Here is a 20,561-nt window from a genome sequence, read left to right on the forward strand (position 1 = left end):
GCCGGACCGCGTCACGCCCGGAGTAGAGTGGTGAAGCGCGTAGTACGCCCTGCGCGTATGATCGGCACGCGTCTCGTGAGCCGATCCTGTCGAGGGCGACGGCGAGTGGTTCATGACAGACGCATTCCAAGCTGGGGGCATGCCGTCCCCTGCGGGTACTCCCGAATGGGAGTGGGGCGACGATCTCTGCGCGCCCTTCGTGGAGTTGCTGCCCGTATCCGGAGCGTCGGTCTCGGTGTTCCGACGCAGTGGCGATTCCACGACAGTGTGCACGAGCGATCCGCTCGCGCGGCGTCTGGATGCCATGCAGTTCGAGTTGGGTGAGGGCCCGCGCTGGGTGGTCGCACGCACCGGAAAGCCGTCGATCTGCGCGGACGTCGCCCGGGAGAGCCACCCCGACTGGCCCGTGTTCGGCGTCGGCCTCGCCGCGCTCGAGGTGGGAGCACTCTTCGCCTTTCCCATCTTGACCGGTCCGGTCATGCTGGGCGTCGTCGATCTGTACCGCCGAACGCCGGGTCCGTTCGATCGCGAGGCGACAGCCCAGGCGCTCTCCCTCGCCAGGAAGGTCGCCGCCCCGGCTGTGCGGGAAGCGCTGCGCTCCGCCGCCGACGGGGAGGAGCCGCCGCCGAAGGCGCCCACGCTCCGACGCGAGGTGCATCAGGCCGTGGGGATGGTCTTCGTGCAGCTCGAGGTGAGCACGCTCGAAGCTCTCGCACTCCTGCGCGCGTACGCGTTCTCGAGGAACCGCCCACTGGAGGACGTCGCCCGGGACGTCGTGCAGAGGCGCATCGATTTCCGGGATCTGTCCGGCTGATCCCGGCATACGATGCCAGACAAGGAAGGGTCGATCATGACCAGCACATCCAGAGAGAGCCGCCTCAACGCCGCTTTCGTGATGGTCGCCGACACGCTCACCGACGACTATGACGTGGTCGAGCTGCTGCACACGCTGGTCAGCGAGTGCACCGCGATCGTCGATGCGCAGGCGGGCGGGCTCATGCTGCTCGACGCGGTCGGCGATCTCCAGGTGGTGGCATCGACCACCGAGAGCGCCGAACTCGTCGAGGTCCTGCAGCTCGCGGCCGGGGTCGGACCGTGCCTGGACTGTTTCGCCACCGGCCAACAGGTCTCCGTGCCCGATGTCGCCGCCACCGACCGATGGCCCGCCTTCACCCAGGAGGCCCTGCGCCGAGGATTCCACTCCGCGCACGCCATCCCCATGCGGCTGCGCGGCGACACGATCGGCACGATGAACCTCTTCGGCGAATCGGTCGGCGCGCTCAGCGATCGCGACGCGGCCGCGGCTCAGGCGCTCGCCGACGTCGCCACGATCGGCATCCTGCAGCAGCGCATCTCCGCGCATGCGCAGGTCGTCGCAGAACAGCTGCAGAGAGCCCTCGACAGCCGAGTGCTCATCGAGCAGGCCAAGGGGGCGATCGCCCAGACGAACGGCACCTCGATGGACGAGTCCTTCGCTGTCCTGCGCCGCTACGCCCGCGAGCACAATCTCACGCTCCATGCTCTCGCGGAGGCGATCACGAACCGATCGCTCCCCGTCTCCGCACTGACGGGATCGCACCGCCGCTGAGAACGATTCGGCCCGTTCGGGGCCATCGCCCCCGAACGGGCGTAGTCTGAACACAGATCCGCTCGAGACCCCGGCGCAACGCCGAGAGGAGCGGGATCATGACTTCTAATACGACCCGTCCGGGGGCATCAAGCCTCGGTCCGGTGCGGCAGGCCGGCAACAGCGATTACACCGATCTGGCACGGATGGTGAAGTCCGCAGGGTTGATGCGCCGCAGATACGGCTACTACTGGACGAAACTGATCTGCGTACCCATCGTCGTCGCCGCCGCGACCGTCTCGTTCATCGTGATCGGCGACACCTGGTGGCAGATGTTCACCGGCGCCGCCTTCGCGATCCTGTTCACCCAGATCGCGTTCCTCGGACACGATGCCGCACACCGCCAGATCTTCCGATCCGGGCGCTGGAACGACTGGATCAGCCTCATCCTCGGGGACCTCTTCGTCGGGATGAGTTATGGGTGGTGGCAGCACAAGCACACCCGGCATCACGCCAATCCCAACATGATCGGCTCGGATCCCGATATCGACCTGCCCGTGATCGCATTCACCCCGGAGCAGGCAGCGAGGGATCGCCCGCCGCTGGCACGCTGGGTCATCTCCCACCAGGGCGTCTTCTTCTATCCGATCCTGTTGCTCGAGGGAATCTCGTTGCACGCGTCGAGCCTGTACCGCGTGTTCCACCGCGAACCGCTCGCACGCCGTCCGATCGAGATCGGCTTCCTGATGATCCGCATCCTCGGATACCTCGCACTCGTGTTCCTCGTGCTCTCGCCGGACAAGGCCGCCGTCTTCCTCGCCGTGCAACTCGGCCTGTTCGGCTTCTACATGGGCGTCTCGTTCGCCCCGAACCACAAAGGCATGCCGCTGGTCCCGCACGACGCCCGTCTCGACTTCCTGAGCCGGCAGGTGATGATGAGCCGGGACATCCGTGGCAACTGGTTCGTCGACACCGCGATGGGCGGGCTGAACTACCAGATCGAGCACCACCTGTTCCCCTCGATGGCGCGGCCGTATCTGAAGCACGCCGCACCGATGATCGCCGCCTACTGCGCCGATCACGACGTGCCGTACACGCAGACAGGCCTCTGGGCGTCGTACGGGATCGTCCTGCGCTACATCAACCGGGTAGGCCTGGGCGAACACGACCCATTCGCCTGCCCCCTCCTGGAAATGAGGCAGAGCATATGACCGTCATCATCCTGCTGGCCGTGATCTGGGCGGTCCTCACGATCGTCGGATTCGCGTTCAAGGGACTCCTATGGCTGGCGATCGTCGGCATCGTCCTGTTCGTGGGCACGCTCGTCCTGGGCATCACCCGACGAGTGATCAACCGCAACCAGAAGCTCTGAGCGCACTGCTCATCGAGAAGGAGGTGATCGACAATGAACGCACTCCTTGTGGTCGTCGCGGTGATCGCGATCGTTCTGCTCTTCTTCGGCGGTTTCGTTCCCACCGTGCAATGGCTGCTCTGGGTGGGAATCGTCCTGCTCGCCGTAGCCGTCATCATGTGGCTCGTCCGGATGATGTCCGGCCGCCGTCATTCCGTGTGACGCTCAGGACGCGGGGCGCTCCCGGCTAGGCTCGAGAGGCGCCCCCGTAGCCCAACGGCAGAGGCAGGCGACTTAAAATCGCCTCAGTCCGGGTTCGAATCCCGGCGGGGGCACCCCCTCGCGCTCTCCGCGTGGGCGTTCGCGCTCGCGGCTTGTCCGATCCGCACCACGACCTCGCTCGCAGGCACGACGTCGCCCGACGGCGCCGCGGCAGATGCGAAACACCCCCGATCCTCTGCGCAGAGGATCGGGGGTGTTCCGAACGAGACGGGGCCTACTTGGCGGCGCCGACCGTCTCCTTGGCCTTCTCGACCTTGGCCGGAGCGGCCTCGGCGGCCGGACGCGGACGGGCGGCGAACTCGTCGAAAACGGCGCGCGGCGTCTGCACGGCCTCGAGGCCGACGATGTCGCGACCGAGCCACAGGTTGTTCCACCAACCCCACAGCACGCGCCACTTGCGCTCCCACGAGGGCATCGCGAGGCCGTGGTAGCCGCGGTGCGCGATCCAGGCCACGAAGCCCTTCAGAGCGAGGTTGCCCGACTGGAAGACGCCGTTGTAAAGGCCGAGGCCGGCGACGGCGCCGAGGTTCTTGTGGAAGTAGTCCTTCGGCGTCTCGCCGCGCAGCACCGCCACGAGGTTCTTCGCGAGCAGCTTGGCCTGGCGCACGGCGTGCTGCGCGTTGGGCACGCACATGCCGCCCACGCCGCCGCCGGACAGGTCGGGGACGGCCGAGACGTCACCGGCGGCCCAGGCGCCCTCGACGATCTCGTCGGGGGTGCCCACACGCAGGTCGGCGCGGGTCTGGATGCGGCCGCGCTCCTCGACCGGCAGGTCGCCGCCGCGCACGACGGTGGGGTTGGCCATAACGCCCGCGGTCCAGACGATGAGGTCGGTCGGGATGACCTCGCCGGTGGAGAGCTCGACGTTGCCCGCGACGGCGCCCTTGACCTGGGTGTCCAGGTGCACGTTCGCACCGCGCTTGGCGAGGTCCTTCAGGACCCACTCGCTGGTCTTCAGGGATACCTCGGGCATGATCCGGCCCATCGCCTCTATGAGGTGGAAGTGCGTGTCCTCGAACGACAGCTGCGGGTACTTCGCGATCAGCGACGACGCGAACGAGCGCAGCTCGGCGAACGCCTCGATGCCGGCGAATCCGCCACCCACGACGACGACCGTGAGCAGGCGGTCCCGCTCGGGGCCGGCGGGGATGGAGGCGGCCTTGTCGAAGTTCGACAGCAGCTTGTCGCGCACGGCGACGGCCTCTTCGATGGTCTTGAGCCCGATCGCGTTTTCGGCGATGCCGGGGATCGGGAAGGTGCGCGAGACGGCACCGGCGGTCACGACGATCTGGTCGTACGCGAACTCGTACGGCTCACCCTGCGACGGCGTGATCGTGGCGACCTTGTTCGCGTGATCGATGCCGGTGACCTTGGCCGTCACCACTTTCGTGCGCTTCAGGTGGCGGCGGTGGGCGACGACCGCGTGCCGCGGCTCGATCGACCCGGCAGCGACCTCCGGCAGGAAGGGCTGGTAGGTCATGTACGGCAGCGGGTCCACCATCGTGACCTCGGCCTCGCCCTTGCGGAGATGCTTCTCGAGCTTCCACGCGGTGTAGAAGCCGGCGTAACCACCGCCCACGATCAAGATCTTGGGCGCGGCAGCGCTCTTTGCCACGGTGCTCTCAGTCACGGAGGCTTACTCCTCAGTCATCGGGATTTTGGCGTGCAGATGCGCGCGCCGAACGGATGCGCCGGGCAGCAGCGGTGACGCCAAGCGCTATCAGGATACCAGGCACGGTGAGCGCGACGAGCGGGAGGGTACCGTACAGCAGCGAATCGGGGCTGGGGATCAGCGGCGAGGTGGCCTTCGTCGGGGTATCGGCCTCCGGCAGAGGCGGAATCGCGACCGGCGTGGAGGTCGGCGCCGCGGGCGCGGGAGCCTCGGCGCGGCGGTTGAGGCGGATCCAGTCGGCCAGGTCGCCGAGCGGGTTCTGATCGACCGACGGCAGCGACGCGGTCACCGCCGCGGCCGCGTCGATCAGGCCATAGCCGTACAGCGGATCCGGATGCGCCGTCATCTGCGGTGCCGGGCGGGCGGTCTGGATGATCTGGTTGATCACGTTGTTCGCGTCCATGTCCGGATGCGCCGCACGCACGAGCGCGACCACGCCCGCCACGATGGGAGCCGCGCCGCTCGTGCCGTTCCACGTCTCGATCGATCCGTTCGCGTCGACGCCGAGCAGCGATTCGCTGGGCGCCGAGACGGCGATCGATATGCCCTGCGTCGAGGCAGCACGGCTGGCGACGCCGTGCTGATCGACTCCCCCGACCGCGAGCACTCCGGGGATCGTGGCGGGGGCCCCGACCATGGCCGTGCCGCTGCCGCGGTTGCCCGCCGCCACCACCACGACCACGTCGTGCTGGAAGGCGTAGAGGAACGCGTCGTCCCAGCTGCGGTCCCATTCCAGGGTGTTCGTGGTGAACGAGAGGTTGATCACGTTGGCGCCGTGGTCGACGGCCCACTTCATCGCTTCCGCAACCTGCTTCGTGAACGGCACCGGTGCCGTTGTTCCGAATCCGAGCGAGATGGACAGTAGCTTCGCCTCGGGTGCGACGCCGATCATGCCGGTGCCGTCGGGTTTGGGCCTGCCCGCGGCCAAGGAGGCGACCCGGGATCCGTGATCGCTGTCCAGCGGCCCGAGCGGCGTTCGACCATCGTCGGATCCGATGCCGGACACATCGGTGCCATCGGTGACGGCCCCCTCGAACGGGGCCGGTCCCTTGGCGATGCCCGTGTCGATGACGGCAATGGTGACACCTGCACCACGGGTGGTCTTCCACGCGGCGTCGATGTGCGCGCCCTCGAGCCAGTACTCCGCGGTGCGCTCGGTGTCCGTCGGACTGGGCGTCGGGGTCGCCCCGATCGCGAGCGGCGCCACGAGCGCGAGCGCGAGCACCGCCACGGCGGAGCGGATCCGCCGGGCGTTCAGGATGCGTGTGGTCGACGTCATCGGTCTCGGATCACCGCCCCAGGGCGGCTCCCGGCTCCAGGCACTCGCAGCGCTCGGGCGACCATCGCGCCCGCCGCAAGGCCTCGTCGCCGATCGGGTTGACGCCCTCCCCTGCGGCCAGGGCATGGCCGGCCAGGGCGTGCAGGCACTTCACGCGGGTCGGCATGCCGCCGGCGGAGACCCCGGCGATCTCGGGGACGTCGCCGTACTGCGCGCGGTCGGCGAGGTAGGCCTGGTGGGCCCGCAGGTAGGCGACTGCAGCGTCCTCCTCCTCGAGCAGCGCGGCGAGCTCGGGCATCACGTGCTCGGCCTCGAGGGTCGACATCGCGGCGGCCGCGGCCGGGTGCGAGAGGTAGTAGAACGTGGGGAACGGCGACCCGTCGGCCAGTCGCGGCAGCGTCGCGACGACGGTGGGGTTGCCGCAGACGCAGCGCGCGGCGATCCCGACGACTCCCCTGGCGTCGCGGCCGAGCTGTGCGGAGACGACCGCGATCTCGGCGTCGGTGGGCGGGGCGAAGGGCGGCGTGGTCACCCCTCCAGGGTACGGGGTCCGCCTCCGGGACGCGTCAGCGCGCGGCCGAGCCCGCGGCGGTCTTGGCAAGGCCCGCCCCGGTCACGCTGCGCAGCAACTGGCCCGCCCAGTCGGACGACTTCACCTGCGCGGTGTCGCTGACGGCGGCCTGCTCGACGGGCTGCGCGGCCGGATCTATGTCGTTGTCGATGAGGTAGACGACCTCGCCCGGCTTGACGTAGAACAGGCGCTCCCTGGCCTGCGCGGTGATGTACGCCGGGTCGTTCCAGCGCTCGCGCTCCGCGGTGAGATCGTCGATCTGCTTCTGTGTGACCTGCACCGAGTGCTCCAGGGCCGCGATCCGCTGCTTCTGGTCGAGATAGGTGCCGAGCGTGGGCACGAGCACCCACGCGCCGAGGACGACGAGCGACAGCATGATGACCATGAAGCCGCTGAGCCGGATGCCGCCGACCCAGCTCCGCACGTCGACGGCGCGGGCGGGGGCGGCCCGGTCGGCGCGCCCCGCCGACCGGGCTCCCGGTGCGACGGGCGCAGACGACGAAGGAGGAGTCCGACGTGTCGTCATGACTCCTCCTCCGTATCGATCAGCCGACCGGACCGGCAATGTGCGGATGTGCCGCTCAGCCCTTGAAGCGCGGGAAGGCGGAACGCCCGGCGAAGACCGCCGCGTCGCCCAGCTCCTCCTCGATGCGCAGAAGCTGATTGTACTTCGCGACCCGCTCCGACCGAGCGGGCGCGCCGCTCTTGATCTGGCCCGAGTTGACGGCGACGACGAGGTCGGCGATCGTGGTGTCCTCGGTCTCTCCGGAACGGTGCGAGAGCATCGTGGTGTAGCCGGAGCGGTGCGCCAGGCTGATCGCGTCGAGCGTCTCGGACAGCGTGCCGATCTGGTTCACCTTGACCAGCAACGAGTTCGCGACACCGAGGTCGATGCCCTTCTGCAGACGCTCCGGGTTGGTCACGAACAGGTCGTCGCCGACGAGCTGGATCTGCGATCCGAGCTTCTCGGTGAGGCCCTTCCAGCCGTCCCAGTCGTCCTCGGCGAGGGCGTCCTCGATCGTGACGATCGGGAAGTCCTTGACCAGGCCCACGTAGTAGTCGGTGAGCGAGGCCGCATCCCAGTCCTTGTCGTCGAGGCGGTACACGCCGTCGTTGTAGAACTCGGTGGCGGCGGCGTCGAGCCCCAGCGCGATGTCGGCGCCCGGCGTGAAGCCGGCCTTCTCGATCGCCTTGACCAGGAACTCCAGGCCCTCGCGGTTGCTCGGCAGGTCGGGGGCGAAACCGCCCTCGTCGCCGAGGCCGGTGGCGAAGCCCGCGGCCTTCAGCTCGCCCTTGAGCACGTGGTAGACCTCGGTGCCCCAGCGCAGCGCCTCGGAGAAGCTGTCGGCGCCGATCGGGGCGAGGAAGAACTCCTGCATGTCGATGCCGTTGTCGGCGTGCGAGCCGCCGTTGATGACGTTGAACAGCGGAACGGGCAGCAGGTGCGCGTTCGGACCGCCCAGGTAGCGGAACAGCGGCAGATCCGCCGAGTCGGCCGCAGCCTTGGCGACCGCGAGGCTCACGCCGAGGATCGCGTTCGCGCCCACGCGGCCCTTGTTCTCGGTGCCGTCGACCTCGATGAGGATCTCGTCGATGATGCGCTGCTCGCTGGCCTCGACCCCCTCGATCGCGGGCCCGAGCTCGTCGATGACCGCCTCGACGGCCTTCAGCACGCCCTTGCCGCCGTAGCGGCTCTTGTCGCCGTCACGCAGCTCGTACGCCTCGAAGGCACCGGTGGACGCACCGGACGGCACGGCGGCGCGCTGCACGATGCCGTCGTCGAGGAGCACCTCCACCTCGACGGTCGGGTTGCCACGGGAGTCGAGAATCTCGCGTGCGCCTACAGCCTCGATCAGTGCCACAGGGTGCTCCTTGTTCAAGAGGGAAGTGGGGTGGTGGAGCGACGTCGATCCGCGGCCCAGTCTAGTCGGAGCCGCCCTCGGCCCGCTGAGGATGACGCACCGCTCCCGGAGACGGCGAGGGGCCGCGCGGTGCTGTCCGCGCGGCCCCTCGTGGTGCGGGTGTTACTTGTTGTACGACTTCACGACATCGAGCAGGTTCGGGACGTTGGCGTACGCCTCGGCGGCGTTGTCCTTCGTCACGATGACCGGCGCGAGCAGGAACGACGGGACGACCTTGACGCCGTTGTTGTAGGACTTGGTGTCGTTGACATCGACCTTGTCGCCCTTCTGCAGCTCCTGCGACATCTTGATCGCCTGGGCGACGAGCAGCGACGTGTCCTTGTTGATCGTGGAGTACTGCACGCCCTCCATGATCGACTTCACGGACTCGACCTCGGAGTCCTGACCGGTGACCACCGGGACGGGCTTGCCGGCCTGCTGCACCGAGGTGATGATGGCGCGGGCGAGGGTGTCGTTCGGGCTCAGCACGCCGTCGATCGTGGCGGAGCTGTAGTTGGCGGTGAGCAGCGCGTCCATGCGGCGCTGCGCGTTCTCCGCCTTCCAGCCGTCGGTCGCGGTCTGGGTGATCTCGGTCTGACCCGAGACGACCTTGAGCGTGCCGTCCTTGATCTTCGGCTCGAGCACATCCATCGCGCCCTTGAAGAAGACCGCCGAGTTCGCGTCGTCGGCGGATCCGGAGAACAGCTCGATGTTGTACGGCGCCGGGTGACCCGCGCGCTTGGCGAGACCGTCGAGCAGGGCCTGACCCTGCAGCTGGCCGACCTTGAAGTTGTCGAACGCGACGTAGTAGTCCACCGCGTCGGTGTTCTCGATCAGGCGGTCGTAGGCGATCACGGTCGCGCCGGCATCGTGCGCCGCCTTGACCTGGGTGGACAACTGCTTGCCGTCCTTCGCCCCGATGATGATGACCTTCGCACCGCCGGTGACCATGGCCTGGATCTGGTTCTGCTGCTCGGCGACCGTGTTGCTGGCCGGCGCGTACTGCACGTCGGGCTTGAAGCCTGCCTTGGTCAGACCGTCGGTGAACAGCTTGCCCGCGAGCACCCAGTTCTCACTGGTCTTGTCCGGCAGGGCGACACCGATCTTGGCGTCGGCGGCGAAGCCCTTCGCTGCCGCACCGCTCGAAGCGGGGGTTCCGCCGCGCTCGGACGAGCAGCCGGTGAGGGCGAAGGCACCCGCGACGACGACCGCTGTCGCCGAAAGGAGGATCTTCTTCATTGGGATCTCTTTCTCTCTTGGTGTGTGCATCTCAGGTGAATGCAGGATCGTGCCGCGAACGGCCCGGACCTCTTTTACTTGCCGCTCGCGCTGCCGGGAGCGGTGGTGCTGAAAGGTTCCTCCGCGCGGGAGAACCGTCGGGTGATGAAACCGGTCAGGGACGGGCGGCCCTGCTGCTTGTTCCAGACGTCGACGGCGACCGCGAGCAGCAGCACGAGGCCCTTCACCATCGAGACGACGTCCGCGCCGAAGCCCAGCAGCGCCATGCCGTTGTTGAGGAACGCCATGACCAGACCACCGATGATGGATCCGATCACGGTGCCGATGCCGCCGGAGACGGCCGCGCCGCCGATGAACACCGCGGCGATCGCGTCGAGCTCCCAGCCGTTGCCGTCCTGCGGGCCGGAGGCCGTCGCACGGGCCACGTAGATCATGGCGGCGACAGAGGCGAGCACGGACATGTTCATCATCACGAAGAAGTCGGTCCAGCGGTCCTTCACACCGCTCAGGCGCGCGGCCTGACGGTTGCCGCCGACCGCGTAGAGGTGGCGGCCGAACACGGTGTTGCGGGTGACGAACGTGTAGACGATGACCAGCAGCAGCAGGATCACGCCGGAGATCGGGAAGCTCGTGCCCGGACGGCCGGTGGCGAACAGCCAGCCAGCGACGAGGATCAGCGCGGACAGGATGACGACCTTGACGACGCTCACCCAGACCGGTGCGACCTCGGTGCCGGCCTTGCGCTGCGAGCGACGCAGGAAGACCTCGAAGACGACGACCCAGACCACCGCGAGCAGCGCGAGCACCATCGTGAGCACGTTGAAGGCGAGGGGCACGGCGAGCTCGGGCAGATAGCCGGCGCCGATCCACTGGAAGTCCGCGGGCACGGCGACCGAGGTCGACTGGCCGAACCACTGGTTGGCACCGCGGAAGAACAGCATGCCCGCCAGAGTCACGATGAACGCGGGCACGCGCACGAACGCGACCCAGAAACCCTGCCAGGCGCCGACCAGGGCGCCGAGCGCCAGGCCGAGGAGGATCGCCGCCCACCACGGGAAGTGCCAGTTCGCCATCGACTGCGCCACGATGATGCCGACGAACGCGGCGACCGAGCCGACCGACAGGTCGATGTGGCCCATGATGATGACCATCACCATGCCGATCGCGAGGATCAGGATGTAGGAGTACTGGCTGACGACGTTGATCAGGTTGCCGGGCGAGAGCGTCAGCCCGCCGGTCCAGATCTGGAAGATGATGATGATCACGACCAGGGATCCGAGGATCCCGAACTGACGGCTGGTGGACTGGCCGCCGCCCATCATCTTGCCGAGGTCGCGGAAGCGGAAGCCCTCCTCGGGCGCCGGCGTCGTCGTCGGCGGGGTCTGAGTGGTCATGGTGCTCATGCGGATGCTTTCTGCGTCAGGGAGGTCATGCTGCGCATGAGCGCCTCCGCGGTGGCTTCGGATGCGGGGAGGCAGTCGGTGACGCGTCCCTCGAACACGGTGTAGATGCGGTCGGACATGCCGAGCAGCTCGGGCAGCTCGCTGGAGATCACGATGACGCCCTTGCCCTGTGCGGCGAGCTCGTTGATGATGCCGTAGATCTCGTACTTCGCGCCGACGTCGATACCTCGGGTGGGCTCGTCCAGGATCAGCAGATCCGGATCCGTGAACATCCACTTCGCCAGCACGACCTTCTGCTGGTTGCCGCCGGAGAGCGTCCCGACCCCCTGGTCGACGGTCGGCGTCTTGATGCGAAGCGACTTGCGGTAGCGCTCCGCGATCTGCGCCTCCTCGACGTCGTTCACGACGCCGTTGCGGGAGATCTTGGAGAGCTTGGCCGATACGATCGAGCGCTTGATGGTGTCCAGCAGATTGAGGCCCAGGACCTTGCGGTCCTCGCTGACGTAGGCGAGCCCATGCCTGATCGCGCTTCGCACGTCCGGCAACGTGATCTCCTGGCCGTCCTTGATGATCGTGCCGGAGAGAAACTGGCCGTACGAGCGCCCGAAGATGCTCATCGCGAACTCGGTGCGGCCTGCGCCCATGAGGCCCGCGATGCCGACGACCTCGCCGCGGCGCACCTCGATGCTGGAGCCCTTCACGACCATGCGCTCGGACACGCTGGGGTGGCGCACCCACCAGTCCTTGACCTCGAAGAAGACGTCGCCGATCTCCGGGGTCCGATCGGGATAGCGGCTCTCGAGTGAACGGCCGACCATGCCGCGGATGATGCGGTCCTCGTTGATCTCCCCGCGGCCGACGTCGAGCGTCTCGACCGTGCGTCCGTCGCGGATGATCGTGATCTCATCGGCGATCTGCTCGATCTCGTTGAGCTTGTGGCTGATGATGATCGACGTGATCCCCTTCGCCTTCAGGCCGAGGATCAGGTCGAGCAGGTGCTGCGAGTCGTTCTCGTTGAGCGCCGCGGTGGGCTCGTCGAGGATGAGCAGCTTGACGTCCTTGTTCAGCGCCTTGGCGATCTCGATGAGCTGCTGCTTTCCGACGCCGAGGTGCTTGATCGCGACGTCGGGGTCCTCCCGGAGGCCGACGCGGGCCAGCAACTCGACCGTGCGCTGCTTCTGCGCCGTCCAGTCGATGCGGGCGCCGCGGCGGATCTCGTTGCCGAGGAAGATGTTCTCGGTGATGGACAGCTCGGGGATGAGCGCGAGCTCCTGGTGGATGATCACGATTCCGGCATGTTCGCTGGCTGCGATGTCCTTGAAGCGCTGCTCCTGTCCGTAGAGCAGGATCTCGCCGTCGTAGCTGCCGTACGGGTACACGCCCGACAGCACCTTCATCAGGGTCGACTTCCCCGCGCCGTTCTCACCGCAGATGGCGTGCACCTCGCCGGTGCGAACAGTGATCGACACATCGGAGAGGGCCTTCACACCCGGGAACTCCTTCGTGATGCTGCGCATCTCGAGGATCGGTCCGGCCACAGTGGGCAGCGTCGTCGTCTCGCTCACGGATCTCCTTCGATACCAGGTCCGGTGATGTTACGGTCAATGTTACCGTTCACATCGGGATACATCGTGCACCGCCCGGGCGGACAGTGTCAAGTCACACCGCCCATTTCGTGTCCCTACCGTGACGCGGCGGATTCGCGTCCGCACAGCACCGGGACGACCGGTCCGAACGTCGGCACCGTCTCCCCGCGCAACTGCGCCAGCAGGATCTGCACCGCACGTCGGCCGAGCTCGGCGAAGTCCTGATGCACCGTGGTCAGCGGCGGCGCGACATGTGCGGCCACCGGAATGTCGTCGAAACCGACGACGCTCACATCGATCGGCACCCGCAACCCCGCGTCTCGGAAGCCGTGCATGAGCCCGATCGCCATGAGGTCGTTCGCGGCGAACACCGCCGAGAAGTCGCGTCGCCGGGCGAGCTCCTGGCCCGCGAAGTATCCGAAGTCGGCCGTCCAGTCGCCGCGGATGGGCGGGATCGTCGGCAGGTCGGCATCGCGCATCGCGTCGAGGTAGCCGCGCATGCGCGACTCCGCCTCGATCCAGTCCTGGGGCCCCGCCAGATGCAGGATGTCGCTGTGCCCGAGCCGGATCAGGTACTCGGTGATCATTCGCGCTCCGGCGAGCTGATCCGCGGAGTGGCTGAACCCGTCGGAGCCGGACGCGGTCTGCAGGCTGACGAACGGCACCGACACCGCCATCCCCCGCAGCACGTTGAACACGCGCACCTGCGGCGCGAGCACGACGATCCCGTCGACGGACTCCCGCACCAGCTGGCGCACCGCCGCGCCGATGACCTCGGGCGTCGTGTCGGGCAGATTGAGCGTGCTCACCGAATAGCCCTCGGCCCGCGCGGCATCCTCGATCGCCGCGATGGAGGACGTCGGGCCGAACTCCCCCGTCGTCGCGGACAGGATGCCCAGCAGGTTCGACCGGCTCGTGGCGAGCGCTCGCGCCGCGATGTTCGGCCGGTAATCCAGCACGCGGATCGCGTCGAGAACCCGGTCCTTGGTCTCCGGCCGGATGCTGGGGTGATCGTTCAGCACGCGGGAGACGGTCTGATGCGAGACGCCGGCCAGCCGCGCGACGTCGCGGATGCTGGGCATCCGGGCACGCTCGGAGGAGGTCGACATGCATAGCCTCCTCGATGTGCACGGTCACATGGATGAGTCCATTATGGGGTCGCAGCCCTCGGCGCGCACGCTGCCCGGCTCAGTCGTCAGCGGAGACCACGTGCGCCCCGCGCACCGGCCCGTGCGCGCGCAGGGCCGTGCGCCCCGATCCGCGCAGTCGCTCGGCCGTGGCGTCCGCGCCCTCGGCGGTCTCGCAGAGGAAGGCGATGGTGGGGCCGGAACCCGACACGATCCCTCCGACGACCGGCGCGCCGCCCCCGCCGACCACCTCGTCGATGAGCTCCTCCAGCGACGGCCGCAGCCGGAAGGATCCGGCCTCCAGCTGATTGCGCAGACTCTGCCCGAGCTCGAACGCCTCGCCGGACAGCAGGGACTCGAAGAATGACGGCGGCACCTGCACGGGGTCCAGCCGGCGCCGCTGAGCGTGGCCCTCCGGGTCGCTCTGCAGGTCTTCGGCCATGACCATGTCGAAGGCGCGGTACACCGCCGGCGTGGACAGCCCCTCGTCGTCGAGGAGCAGCACCCACTCGTACCGGCCCCGCGACAGCGCCGGCGTCAGCACGTCGCCGCGCCCCGAGCCGACGGCGGTGCCGCCCATGAGCGAGAAGGGCACGTCAGCGCCCAGGCGGGCCGCCAGCTCGTGCAGGCGACCGTGGTCGAGCCCCGTGCGCCACAGTTCGTTGCAGGCCACGAGAGCGCCGGCGGCGTCGGCGGACCCTCCCCCCATGCCGCCCGCGACGGGCACGGTCTTGTGCACGTCCAGATGCACACCGCCGTCGTAGCCGGTGGCCGCGGCGAGCACCTTGGCCGCGCGCATGGCGAGGTTGCGGTCGTCGAGCGGGACCGTGGACGGATCCGCGACGCCCGACACGCTGATCGTGAAGTCGTCGGCGTGCGTCGCGATCACATCCTCGTAGAGCGACACCGCCTGGAACACCGTGGAGAGCTCGTGATAGCCGTCCTCGTCGAGATCTCCGACTCCGAGGAAGAGGTTGACCTTCCCCGGTGCGCGCACGTGCACGCGCTGCAGCGGCTGCTCGTCCGACTGCTCCTCTGCGATGCTCATCGGCTCACAGCTCCGATGAGACCGACCACAGGTTCACGTCGAGGCCCGCGCCGGCGATGCTGTCGATGCGGGCGATCTCCGCCGCGGTCAGCTCGGGCGCGTCCAGGGCGGCGAGGTTCTCGTCGAGCTGCGCCGGACGCGAGGCGCCGATGAGCGCCGAGGCCACGACGCCGTCGCGGAGCACCCACTGCAGCGCGAGCTGGGCGAGGCTCTGCCCGCGTTCTCTCGCGAGGTCGTTCAGGGCGCGCAGGACGGCGAGCCCCTCATCGCTGAGGGGCTTGTCCGGCAGCGAGCCGCGCTTCTGGGCGCGTGCGGCGGTGCCGTCGCCCAGGTACTTGTCGGTGAGCAGCCCCTGTGCGAGCGGCGTGAACGCGATCGCACCCATCCCTTCCTCGCGGAGCGTCTCGGTGAGGCCGTCCTCGATCCAGCGGTTCAGGATGGAGTACGAGGGCTGGTGGATCACGAGCGGCGTGCCGAGCTCCCGGGCGATGTCCATCGCGGCCTCGGTGCGCTCCGCGCTGTACGAGGAGATCCCGACGTAGAGGGCCTTGCCCTGGCGGACCAGGGTGTCCAGGGCGCCGATGGTCTCCTCGACCGGGGTGACCGGATCCACGCGGTGGGAGTAGAAGATGTCGACGTAGTCCAGTCCCATCCGCGTCAACGACTGCTCGGCGCTCGCCAGGATGTACTTGCGACTGCCGAGGTCGCCGTAGGGTCCCGGCCACATGTCCCAGCCGGCCTTCGACGAGATGATCAGTTCGTCGCGATAGGGCCGGAAGTCCTCCGCGAAGATGCGGCCGAAGTTCTTCTCCGCGGATCCGTAGGGCGGACCGTAGTTGTTCGCCAGGTCGAAGTGCGTGATGCCCCGATCGAAGGCGTGCCGCAACAGGGCGCGCTGGTCGTCCAGCGGGATGTTGTCGCCGAAGTTCCACCACAGCCCGAGCGAGATCGCCGGCAAGTAGAGACCCGAGGTTCCGACCTGCCGGAAATGGGCTCCCTCATAGCGGTCCGCCGCGGCCGTGTAAGGGCGGTGGATGTCGAGGACGTCTGGGCGGAAGCGCGGCTCGGTCACCGTCCCAGGTTAGCGTCGCCGGTCCTTCTCGACGCTGGTCCGACGCGAGGGGGCGCAGGAGACGACGCCTCCCCGCGGCCGCACCGCTCGCCGTGGCATCCCAGGATCGCTATGATGATCCGCCAACCGCGGACCGAGCCCGATCCGCGTCCGATCACGCTCGCCCGAGTGCGGATCCAAACCCGGCCAGTGCATTCGCCCGAGCGTGCGGCGACAGGATCGTCATGCACCGGCACCGGCGTTTACCGCTCGTCCTCATCGCGGCAGGCGTGCTCTGCGCGAGCATCCCCGCGGCCGCGGTGACGACGTCCGACCCGCGCTGGTGGCTGTCCTGCTTCAGCCGACTCGGCGCGATGGACGACGCCTCCAGCCTGCTGTTCAACGGCGGCATGGTGCTGACCGGCATCGTGATCGCGCTCTCCGCGCTGCCCGTGATGCGCGGCCTCCGTGCCGCTTCCGCCGCGGGATTCCGGGCGCACAGTGCTGCTCCCACCCTCGTGCCGCTGCTCATCGCGACCCTCGGTCTCAGCCTCATCCTGATCGGGGCGCTGCCGCTCTCGTTCAACATCTTCGCGCACGAGCGCGCGGCGAACGGAGCACTCGCCTCCTCCGCGGGCCTGCTGCTCCTGCATCGCCGCTACCTGCGGGGTCTGTCGCGGAGTCTGGACCGCATCGCCATCGGAGCGGTCGTCGTGCTGTCCCTCGGCATGGCCGGTCTGGTCGCGGGCCTGCTCACTCTGACGGTGTTCGAAGCGCTCGCCTTCGGCTCGGTCATCACCTGGCTGCATGCCCTCGAGACACGCGCGAAGCGATTCCCGAGCGTGCCCGCCGCGCCATTCACGGCAAATTCTCAGCATTTGTTCTTGTCCCCCATTTGGGGGACAAGGCCATCCGGTGTTACTGTCTAGTCCTCAGCTGAGGATGTCGACCGGGACTGGGGACTCGGCCGACATGAAGGTACCTCCAGTCGAAGTGAATGTGCCCTCTCGGGAACCCGATCCCGGGAGGGCACAACTTTGCCCTGGGGCGACCTCGACAAGGTCAGGCGACCGGCGCCGCCAGCGCGATGCGGTGGTAGTCGTCGACGGTGAGGTCTTCGCCACGCGCGGTCGGTGCGACGCCCGCCGCCTCGAGCACGGCCGATGCCTCGGCCGAGCTGCCGAAGATGCCGGACAGCGCCTGACGCAGCATCTTGCGACGCTGGTTGAATGCGGCGTCGACGATCGCGAATGTGCGACGGCGCTCCTCTTCGGATCCGCGCGGTTGCGGATCCCGGTGGAACCCGACGAGCAGGCTGTCCACGTTCGGCACCGGCCAGAACACCTGCCGGGAGACCGTGCCGCTGAGCTTCCACGGACCGTACCAGGCGGCCTTGACGCTGGGCGTGCCGTAGATCTTCGAGCCGGGCTTCGCGGCCAGCCGCTCGGCGACCTCGGCCTGCACCATCACGACGCCGCGCTGGAGGTACGGGAACGTCTCGAGGAAGTGCAGCAGTACGGGCACCGACACGTTGTAGGGCAGGTTCGCGACGAGCACCGTCGGCTCCCCCGGCAGTGCCGTCACGCGCATCGCGTCGGCATCGACCACGGTCAGCGCCCCCTCGGGCACGCCACGTTCGAGGGCGGTCTGCGGCAGGCGCGCGGCGAGACGGTGGTCGATCTCGACGGCCGTAACCGTCGCCCCCGTCTCGAGGATCGCAAGGGTGAGGGATCCGAGGCCGGGCCCGATCTCCACCACGCGCTCGGACGGCTGCACATCGGCGGCCTGGACGATCTTGCGCACCGTGTTCGCGTCGACGACGAAGTTCTGGCCGAGCTTCTTGGTGGGCGTCACATCGAGTTCGGCCGCGAGCCGGCGGATGTCGGCGGCGCCGAGCAGGGAGACGGTCATCTGACCATTGTCCCCTACCGTCGGTAGTCTTCTCGGATGCCCTCGATCGGTGAACTCGTCGCGCCTCGGCGCATGGGCAGGGATTTCCGCTGGCTGCTCGCCTCCAGCTGGACCAGCAACGTCGGCGACGGAGTGGCCCTGGCCGCCGCTCCCCTGCTGATCGCGTCGATGACGTCGTCGCCGATCCTCGTCGCGGCGGGTGCGATCCTGCAGTTCCTGCCCTGGCTGGTGTTCGGGTTGCACGCCGGGGCGATCGCCGACCGCTTCGACCGCCGCCGGCTCGTCATGGTCGCGAACGCCGCGCGTGCCGTGGTGCTGCTCGCGCTATGCGCGTTCCTGATCACCGGCGTCGCGAACATCTGGATCGTGCTGGCCTCTGCGTTCCTCTACGGCACCGCCGAGGTGTTCGTCGACACCGCAGGATCCACGCTGCTGCCGATGCTCTTGAAGCCCGCCGATCTCGGACTCGGCAACGCCCGCCTGCAGGCCGGGTATCTCGTCGCGAACCAGTTCGCCGGCCCCCCGCTCGGCGCGTTCCTGTTCGCGGCCGGGCACGCGTGGCCCTTCCTCCTCGAGGCGGTGTGCGTGAGCCTGGCGATCGTGCTGATCTCCCGCATCGCGCGCACGCCGATACCGCCGCGGGACGCGACCGGCACGACCGGATCCTCCGCCGCCGGCACGAAGGTGCACACCGACATCGCGGAGGGCCTGCGCTGGCTGTGGCGCAATCCTCCGGTGCGGATGCTCGTGCTGATCATCCTGCTGTTCAACGTGACCTGGGCAGCGCCGTGGGGAGTGCTGGTGCTGTACGCGACCGAGCACCTGCACATGGGCGCCGTCGGCTACGGCATGCTGACCACGGCCTCCGCGACCGGCGGTCTGCTCGCCACTCTGAGCTTCGGCTGGCTCGAGCGCCACGTGTCCTTCGCCACGATGATGCGGGTCTGCCTGTCGCTCGAGGTGATGATGCACCTCGCGTTCGCACTGACGACGCAGGGCTGGATCGCGCTGCTGATCATGTTCGTGTTCGGGTTCTACGCGTTCGTCTGGGGCACGATCTCGACGACCGTGCGGCAGCGGCTCGTGCCGCACGAACTGCAGGGCAGGGTGTCCTCGGTGAACTCGGTGGGCGTGTTCGGCGGCATGGTGATCGGGCAGGCGCTGGGCGGCGTGATCGCGCAGACCTGGGGCCTCACGGCGCCGTGGTGGTTCGCCTTCGCGGGTGCGGCGCTCACCCTGCTGTTCGTCTGGCGCCCGATCTCGCAGATCGTCTCCGCGCGCCCCGTTCTGGACGAGGTTCAGGCGAACGAGCCGTAGACCTCGACGGTGTTCGCGGCGATCTGCGCGCCGAGTTCGTCGGCGCCCGCACCGAGCTCGGCAGCCATGAAGCGCAGGGTGAGCGGGATCAGGTACGGCGCGTTCGGGCGCCCTCGCAACGGCACCGGCGTCAGGAACGGCGCATCGGTCTCGACCAGGATCCGGTCCCGTGGCGTGACCGCGAGCGCGTCGCGCAGGTTCTGCGCGTTCTTGAACGTCACGTTGCCCGCGAACGACAGGTAGTAACCGGCGTCGGCGCAGATCCGCGCCATCGCCTCGTCGCCCGAGAAGCAGTGGAACACCGTGCGGTCCGGTGCGCCGACGCGGCGCAGCGTCTCCAGAACGTCGTCGTGCGCGTCGCGGTCATGGATCTGCAACGCGATCCCGTGCTGCTTCGCGAGCGCGATGTGCGCTTCGAACGAGGCGTGCTGGGCGGCGCGCCCCGGCTCCTCGGTGCGGAAGTAGTCGAGCCCGGTCTCGCCGATCGCCCGGGTGCGCGGGCGTGCAGCGAGCTCATCGATCACGGCGATCGCCTCGTCGAGGCGTCCGGCCTCGGCATAGGCCGGGGCGTCGTTGGGGTGGATCGCGACGGCGGCGAGCACGCGCGGATCCGACTCCGCGGCCTCCACGGCCCAGCGCGACGACTCGATGTCGCCCGAGGCCTGCACGACGCCGACGACGCCCACGGCCTGCGCCCGGTCCAACTGCTCGACGAGCGTCAGCGAGTACTCCCCATCGGTGATCTCGAGGTGGCAGTGGTTGTCGTAGACGGGCATTGCGAGCGGCTCGGGCGCGGCCGGATAGCGCAGGTCCTTGCGCCCCTCGGTCGCGCGCTCGCGCACGTAGGTGTCCGGTTCGCCCATTGCGGCCTCCGCCCTTCGGCGCCGGGTCAGAGCCCGGCGGTGATCTTGTCGATCAGCTTCTTCGCGCTCTTCGCGTTCTTCACGCCGTCCAGCGCCGCCGCCGGACGGTTGTGATGCGTGTTGAGCACAAGGCCGATGTGGCTGCCCTGCGCGAGCGGGGTGACCGCGATCCGGCCCTCGAGCTCCCACGACAGCAGCGTCTTGCGCGTCGTGAAGTCGACGGTCAGCCCGTCCGGCGAGGCCGCGGTGACAGTCGCCTTCTCGGCGCCGAGGACCTCGGCGATCCGCTGGCCGACGACGGGCGCGGCCGAGGCCACCTCAACGCTCTCCTGCGCTTCGAATCCCATCTCATCCCCCTGTCCGACGCACGCCCGAGGCGCGCATCCGCTGCGT

General features: G+C 68.6%; 21 protein-coding genes and 1 tRNA gene. 8 read left to right on the top strand and 14 right to left on the bottom strand.

The features are described from left to right. Window positions 1-139 precede the first annotated feature (139 nt). From AB4078_RS05650 to AB4078_RS05675, 6 genes are all read left to right on the top strand, one after another. A complete protein-coding gene (locus AB4078_RS05650) occupies window positions 140-814 on the top strand; it encodes a GAF and ANTAR domain-containing protein (protein ID WP_441976293.1) in 675 nt (224 codons plus the stop codon). Window positions 815-850: 36 nt separating this feature from the next. Further along, entirely contained in the window at window positions 851-1,588 is a 738-nt protein-coding gene (locus AB4078_RS05655; protein WP_441976294.1) for a GAF and ANTAR domain-containing protein, read from the top strand. A gap of 98 nt (window positions 1,589-1,686) precedes the next feature. Next, entirely contained in the window at window positions 1,687-2,778 is a 1,092-nt protein-coding gene (locus tag AB4078_RS05660; RefSeq protein ID WP_441976295.1) for a fatty acid desaturase family protein, read from the top strand. Beyond that, a complete protein-coding gene (locus AB4078_RS05665; RefSeq protein WP_441976296.1) occupies window positions 2,775-2,939 on the top strand; it encodes a hypothetical protein in 165 nt (54 codons plus the stop codon). Before AB4078_RS05660 ends, AB4078_RS05665 begins: the two co-directional genes overlap by 4 nt. A gap of 33 nt (window positions 2,940-2,972) precedes the next feature. After that, window positions 2,973-3,140 carry a hypothetical protein gene (locus AB4078_RS05670; protein WP_441976297.1) on the top strand — a complete coding sequence of 56 codons (168 nt, stop codon included), beginning with the start codon at window positions 2,973-2,975 and terminating at the stop codon, window positions 3,138-3,140. 40 nt (window positions 3,141-3,180) lie between these two features. Next, window positions 3,181-3,253 (top strand) — tRNA-Leu (locus tag AB4078_RS05675). A 161-nt stretch (window positions 3,254-3,414) separates the two neighbouring features. On the opposite strand, the gene AB4078_RS05680 is transcribed toward AB4078_RS05675, so the two are convergent. The 11 genes from AB4078_RS05680 to mgrA form a co-directional block, all read right to left on the bottom strand. Then, complete coding sequence (locus AB4078_RS05680) at window positions 3,415-4,830, bottom strand: NAD(P)/FAD-dependent oxidoreductase (protein ID WP_441976298.1); 1,416 nt, start codon at window positions 4,828-4,830, stop codon at window positions 3,415-3,417. 13 nt (window positions 4,831-4,843) lie between these two features. Then, the gene (locus tag AB4078_RS05685) at window positions 4,844-6,151 is read right to left on the bottom strand and encodes a S8 family serine peptidase (protein ID WP_441976299.1); all 1,308 of its coding nucleotides are present in this window, start codon (window positions 6,149-6,151) and stop codon (window positions 4,844-4,846) included. Window positions 6,152-6,161: 10 nt separating this feature from the next. Further along, entirely contained in the window at window positions 6,162-6,683 is a 522-nt protein-coding gene (locus AB4078_RS05690) for a DUF501 domain-containing protein (protein ID WP_441976300.1), read from the bottom strand. A gap of 34 nt (window positions 6,684-6,717) precedes the next feature. Next, on the bottom strand, window positions 6,718-7,248 hold the full coding sequence (locus AB4078_RS05695) for an FtsB family cell division protein (RefSeq protein ID WP_441976301.1): 531 nt from the start codon (window positions 7,246-7,248) through the stop codon (window positions 6,718-6,720). Between the two features lie 55 nt (window positions 7,249-7,303). Next, window positions 7,304-8,584 (bottom strand): phosphopyruvate hydratase, encoded by a 1,281-nt coding sequence (gene eno / locus AB4078_RS05700; RefSeq protein ID WP_441976302.1) that lies wholly within the window; start codon window positions 8,582-8,584, stop codon window positions 7,304-7,306. A 162-nt stretch (window positions 8,585-8,746) separates the two neighbouring features. Then, complete coding sequence (locus AB4078_RS05705; protein ID WP_441976303.1) at window positions 8,747-9,862, bottom strand: substrate-binding domain-containing protein; 1,116 nt, start codon at window positions 9,860-9,862, stop codon at window positions 8,747-8,749. A gap of 74 nt (window positions 9,863-9,936) precedes the next feature. Continuing rightward, window positions 9,937-11,256 carry a multiple monosaccharide ABC transporter permease gene (gene mmsB / locus AB4078_RS05710; RefSeq protein ID WP_440734741.1) on the bottom strand — a complete coding sequence of 440 codons (1,320 nt, stop codon included), beginning with the start codon at window positions 11,254-11,256 and terminating at the stop codon, window positions 9,937-9,939. A gap of 5 nt (window positions 11,257-11,261) precedes the next feature. Continuing rightward, window positions 11,262-12,782, bottom strand: coding sequence for a multiple monosaccharide ABC transporter ATP-binding protein (gene mmsA / locus AB4078_RS05715; protein WP_441976451.1), 1,521 nt, complete (start codon window positions 12,780-12,782; stop codon window positions 11,262-11,264). 164 nt (window positions 12,783-12,946) lie between these two features. After that, complete coding sequence (locus tag AB4078_RS05720) at window positions 12,947-13,960, bottom strand: LacI family DNA-binding transcriptional regulator (protein WP_441976304.1); 1,014 nt, start codon at window positions 13,958-13,960, stop codon at window positions 12,947-12,949. A gap of 79 nt (window positions 13,961-14,039) precedes the next feature. Then, a complete protein-coding gene (locus AB4078_RS05725) occupies window positions 14,040-15,026 on the bottom strand; it encodes a 4-(cytidine 5'-diphospho)-2-C-methyl-D-erythritol kinase (RefSeq protein ID WP_441976305.1) in 987 nt (328 codons plus the stop codon). Between the two features lie 4 nt (window positions 15,027-15,030). Next, window positions 15,031-16,098, bottom strand: coding sequence for an L-glyceraldehyde 3-phosphate reductase (gene mgrA / locus AB4078_RS05730; protein ID WP_441976306.1), 1,068 nt, complete (start codon window positions 16,096-16,098; stop codon window positions 15,031-15,033). A 224-nt stretch (window positions 16,099-16,322) separates the two neighbouring features. Between mgrA and AB4078_RS05735 the strand changes: the two genes are divergently transcribed. Next, complete coding sequence (locus tag AB4078_RS05735; protein ID WP_441976307.1) at window positions 16,323-17,006, top strand: hypothetical protein; 684 nt, start codon at window positions 16,323-16,325, stop codon at window positions 17,004-17,006. Window positions 17,007-17,139: 133 nt separating this feature from the next. On the opposite strand, the gene rsmA is transcribed toward AB4078_RS05735, so the two are convergent. Then, window positions 17,140-17,988, bottom strand: a complete 849-nt coding sequence (gene rsmA / locus AB4078_RS05740; protein WP_441976308.1) for a 16S rRNA (adenine(1518)-N(6)/adenine(1519)-N(6))-dimethyltransferase RsmA — start codon at window positions 17,986-17,988, stop codon at window positions 17,140-17,142. Window positions 17,989-18,024: 36 nt separating this feature from the next. Between rsmA and AB4078_RS05745 the strand changes: the two genes are divergently transcribed. Continuing rightward, window positions 18,025-19,305: an MFS transporter gene (locus tag AB4078_RS05745; protein WP_441976309.1), complete on the top strand. Its 1,281-nt coding sequence runs from the start codon at window positions 18,025-18,027 to the stop codon at window positions 19,303-19,305. Here the strand turns inward: AB4078_RS05745 and AB4078_RS05750 are convergent. Together AB4078_RS05750 and AB4078_RS05755 are read right to left on the bottom strand one after the other, a co-directional pair. Further along, window positions 19,287-20,168 carry a TatD family hydrolase gene (locus AB4078_RS05750; RefSeq protein ID WP_441976310.1) on the bottom strand — a complete coding sequence of 294 codons (882 nt, stop codon included), beginning with the start codon at window positions 20,166-20,168 and terminating at the stop codon, window positions 19,287-19,289. The two genes, AB4078_RS05745 and AB4078_RS05750, sit on opposite strands and share 19 nt — an antisense overlap. 26 nt (window positions 20,169-20,194) lie before the next feature. Continuing rightward, a complete protein-coding gene (locus tag AB4078_RS05755) occupies window positions 20,195-20,515 on the bottom strand; it encodes a hypothetical protein (protein WP_441976311.1) in 321 nt (106 codons plus the stop codon). Window positions 20,516-20,561: the final 46 nt, after the last annotated feature.

The organism is Microbacterium sp. 2MCAF23, assembly GCF_052115565.1.
Taxonomy (GTDB): domain Bacteria; phylum Actinomycetota; class Actinomycetes; order Actinomycetales; family Microbacteriaceae; genus Microbacterium.

Excerpts from the sequence above, each read along its gene's own strand:
- AB4078_RS05650 (WP_441976293.1), top strand. The coding sequence starts at position 140 with ATGCCGTCCCCTGCGGGTACTCCCGAATGGGAGTGGGGCGACGATCTC.
- AB4078_RS05655 (WP_441976294.1), top strand. The coding sequence starts at position 851 with ATGACCAGCACATCCAGAGAGAGCCGCCTCAACGCCGCTTTCGTGATG.
- AB4078_RS05660 (WP_441976295.1), top strand. The coding sequence starts at position 1,687 with ATGACTTCTAATACGACCCGTCCGGGGGCATCAAGCCTCGGTCCGGTG.
- AB4078_RS05665 (WP_441976296.1), top strand. The coding sequence starts at position 2,775 with ATGACCGTCATCATCCTGCTGGCCGTGATCTGGGCGGTCCTCACGATC.
- AB4078_RS05670 (WP_441976297.1), top strand. The coding sequence starts at position 2,973 with ATGAACGCACTCCTTGTGGTCGTCGCGGTGATCGCGATCGTTCTGCTC.
- AB4078_RS05685 (WP_441976299.1), bottom strand. The coding sequence starts at position 6,151 with ATGACGTCGACCACACGCATCCTGAACGCCCGGCGGATCCGCTCCGCC.
- AB4078_RS05695 (WP_441976301.1), bottom strand. The coding sequence starts at position 7,248 with ATGACGACACGTCGGACTCCTCCTTCGTCGTCTGCGCCCGTCGCACCG.
- AB4078_RS05705 (WP_441976303.1), bottom strand. The coding sequence starts at position 9,862 with ATGAAGAAGATCCTCCTTTCGGCGACAGCGGTCGTCGTCGCGGGTGCC.
- mmsB (WP_440734741.1), bottom strand. The coding sequence starts at position 11,256 with ATGACCACTCAGACCCCGCCGACGACGACGCCGGCGCCCGAGGAGGGC.
- mmsA (WP_441976451.1), bottom strand. The coding sequence starts at position 12,782 with ATGCGCAGCATCACGAAGGAGTTCCCGGGTGTGAAGGCCCTCTCCGAT.
- AB4078_RS05720 (WP_441976304.1), bottom strand. The coding sequence starts at position 13,960 with ATGTCGACCTCCTCCGAGCGTGCCCGGATGCCCAGCATCCGCGACGTC.
- AB4078_RS05725 (WP_441976305.1), bottom strand. The coding sequence starts at position 15,026 with ATGAGCATCGCAGAGGAGCAGTCGGACGAGCAGCCGCTGCAGCGCGTG.
- AB4078_RS05735 (WP_441976307.1), top strand. The coding sequence starts at position 16,323 with ATGCACCGGCACCGGCGTTTACCGCTCGTCCTCATCGCGGCAGGCGTG.
- rsmA (WP_441976308.1), bottom strand. The coding sequence starts at position 17,988 with ATGACCGTCTCCCTGCTCGGCGCCGCCGACATCCGCCGGCTCGCGGCC.
- AB4078_RS05745 (WP_441976309.1), top strand. The coding sequence starts at position 18,025 with ATGCCCTCGATCGGTGAACTCGTCGCGCCTCGGCGCATGGGCAGGGAT.
- AB4078_RS05750 (WP_441976310.1), bottom strand. The coding sequence starts at position 20,168 with ATGGGCGAACCGGACACCTACGTGCGCGAGCGCGCGACCGAGGGGCGC.
- AB4078_RS05755 (WP_441976311.1), bottom strand. The coding sequence starts at position 20,515 with ATGGGATTCGAAGCGCAGGAGAGCGTTGAGGTGGCCTCGGCCGCGCCC.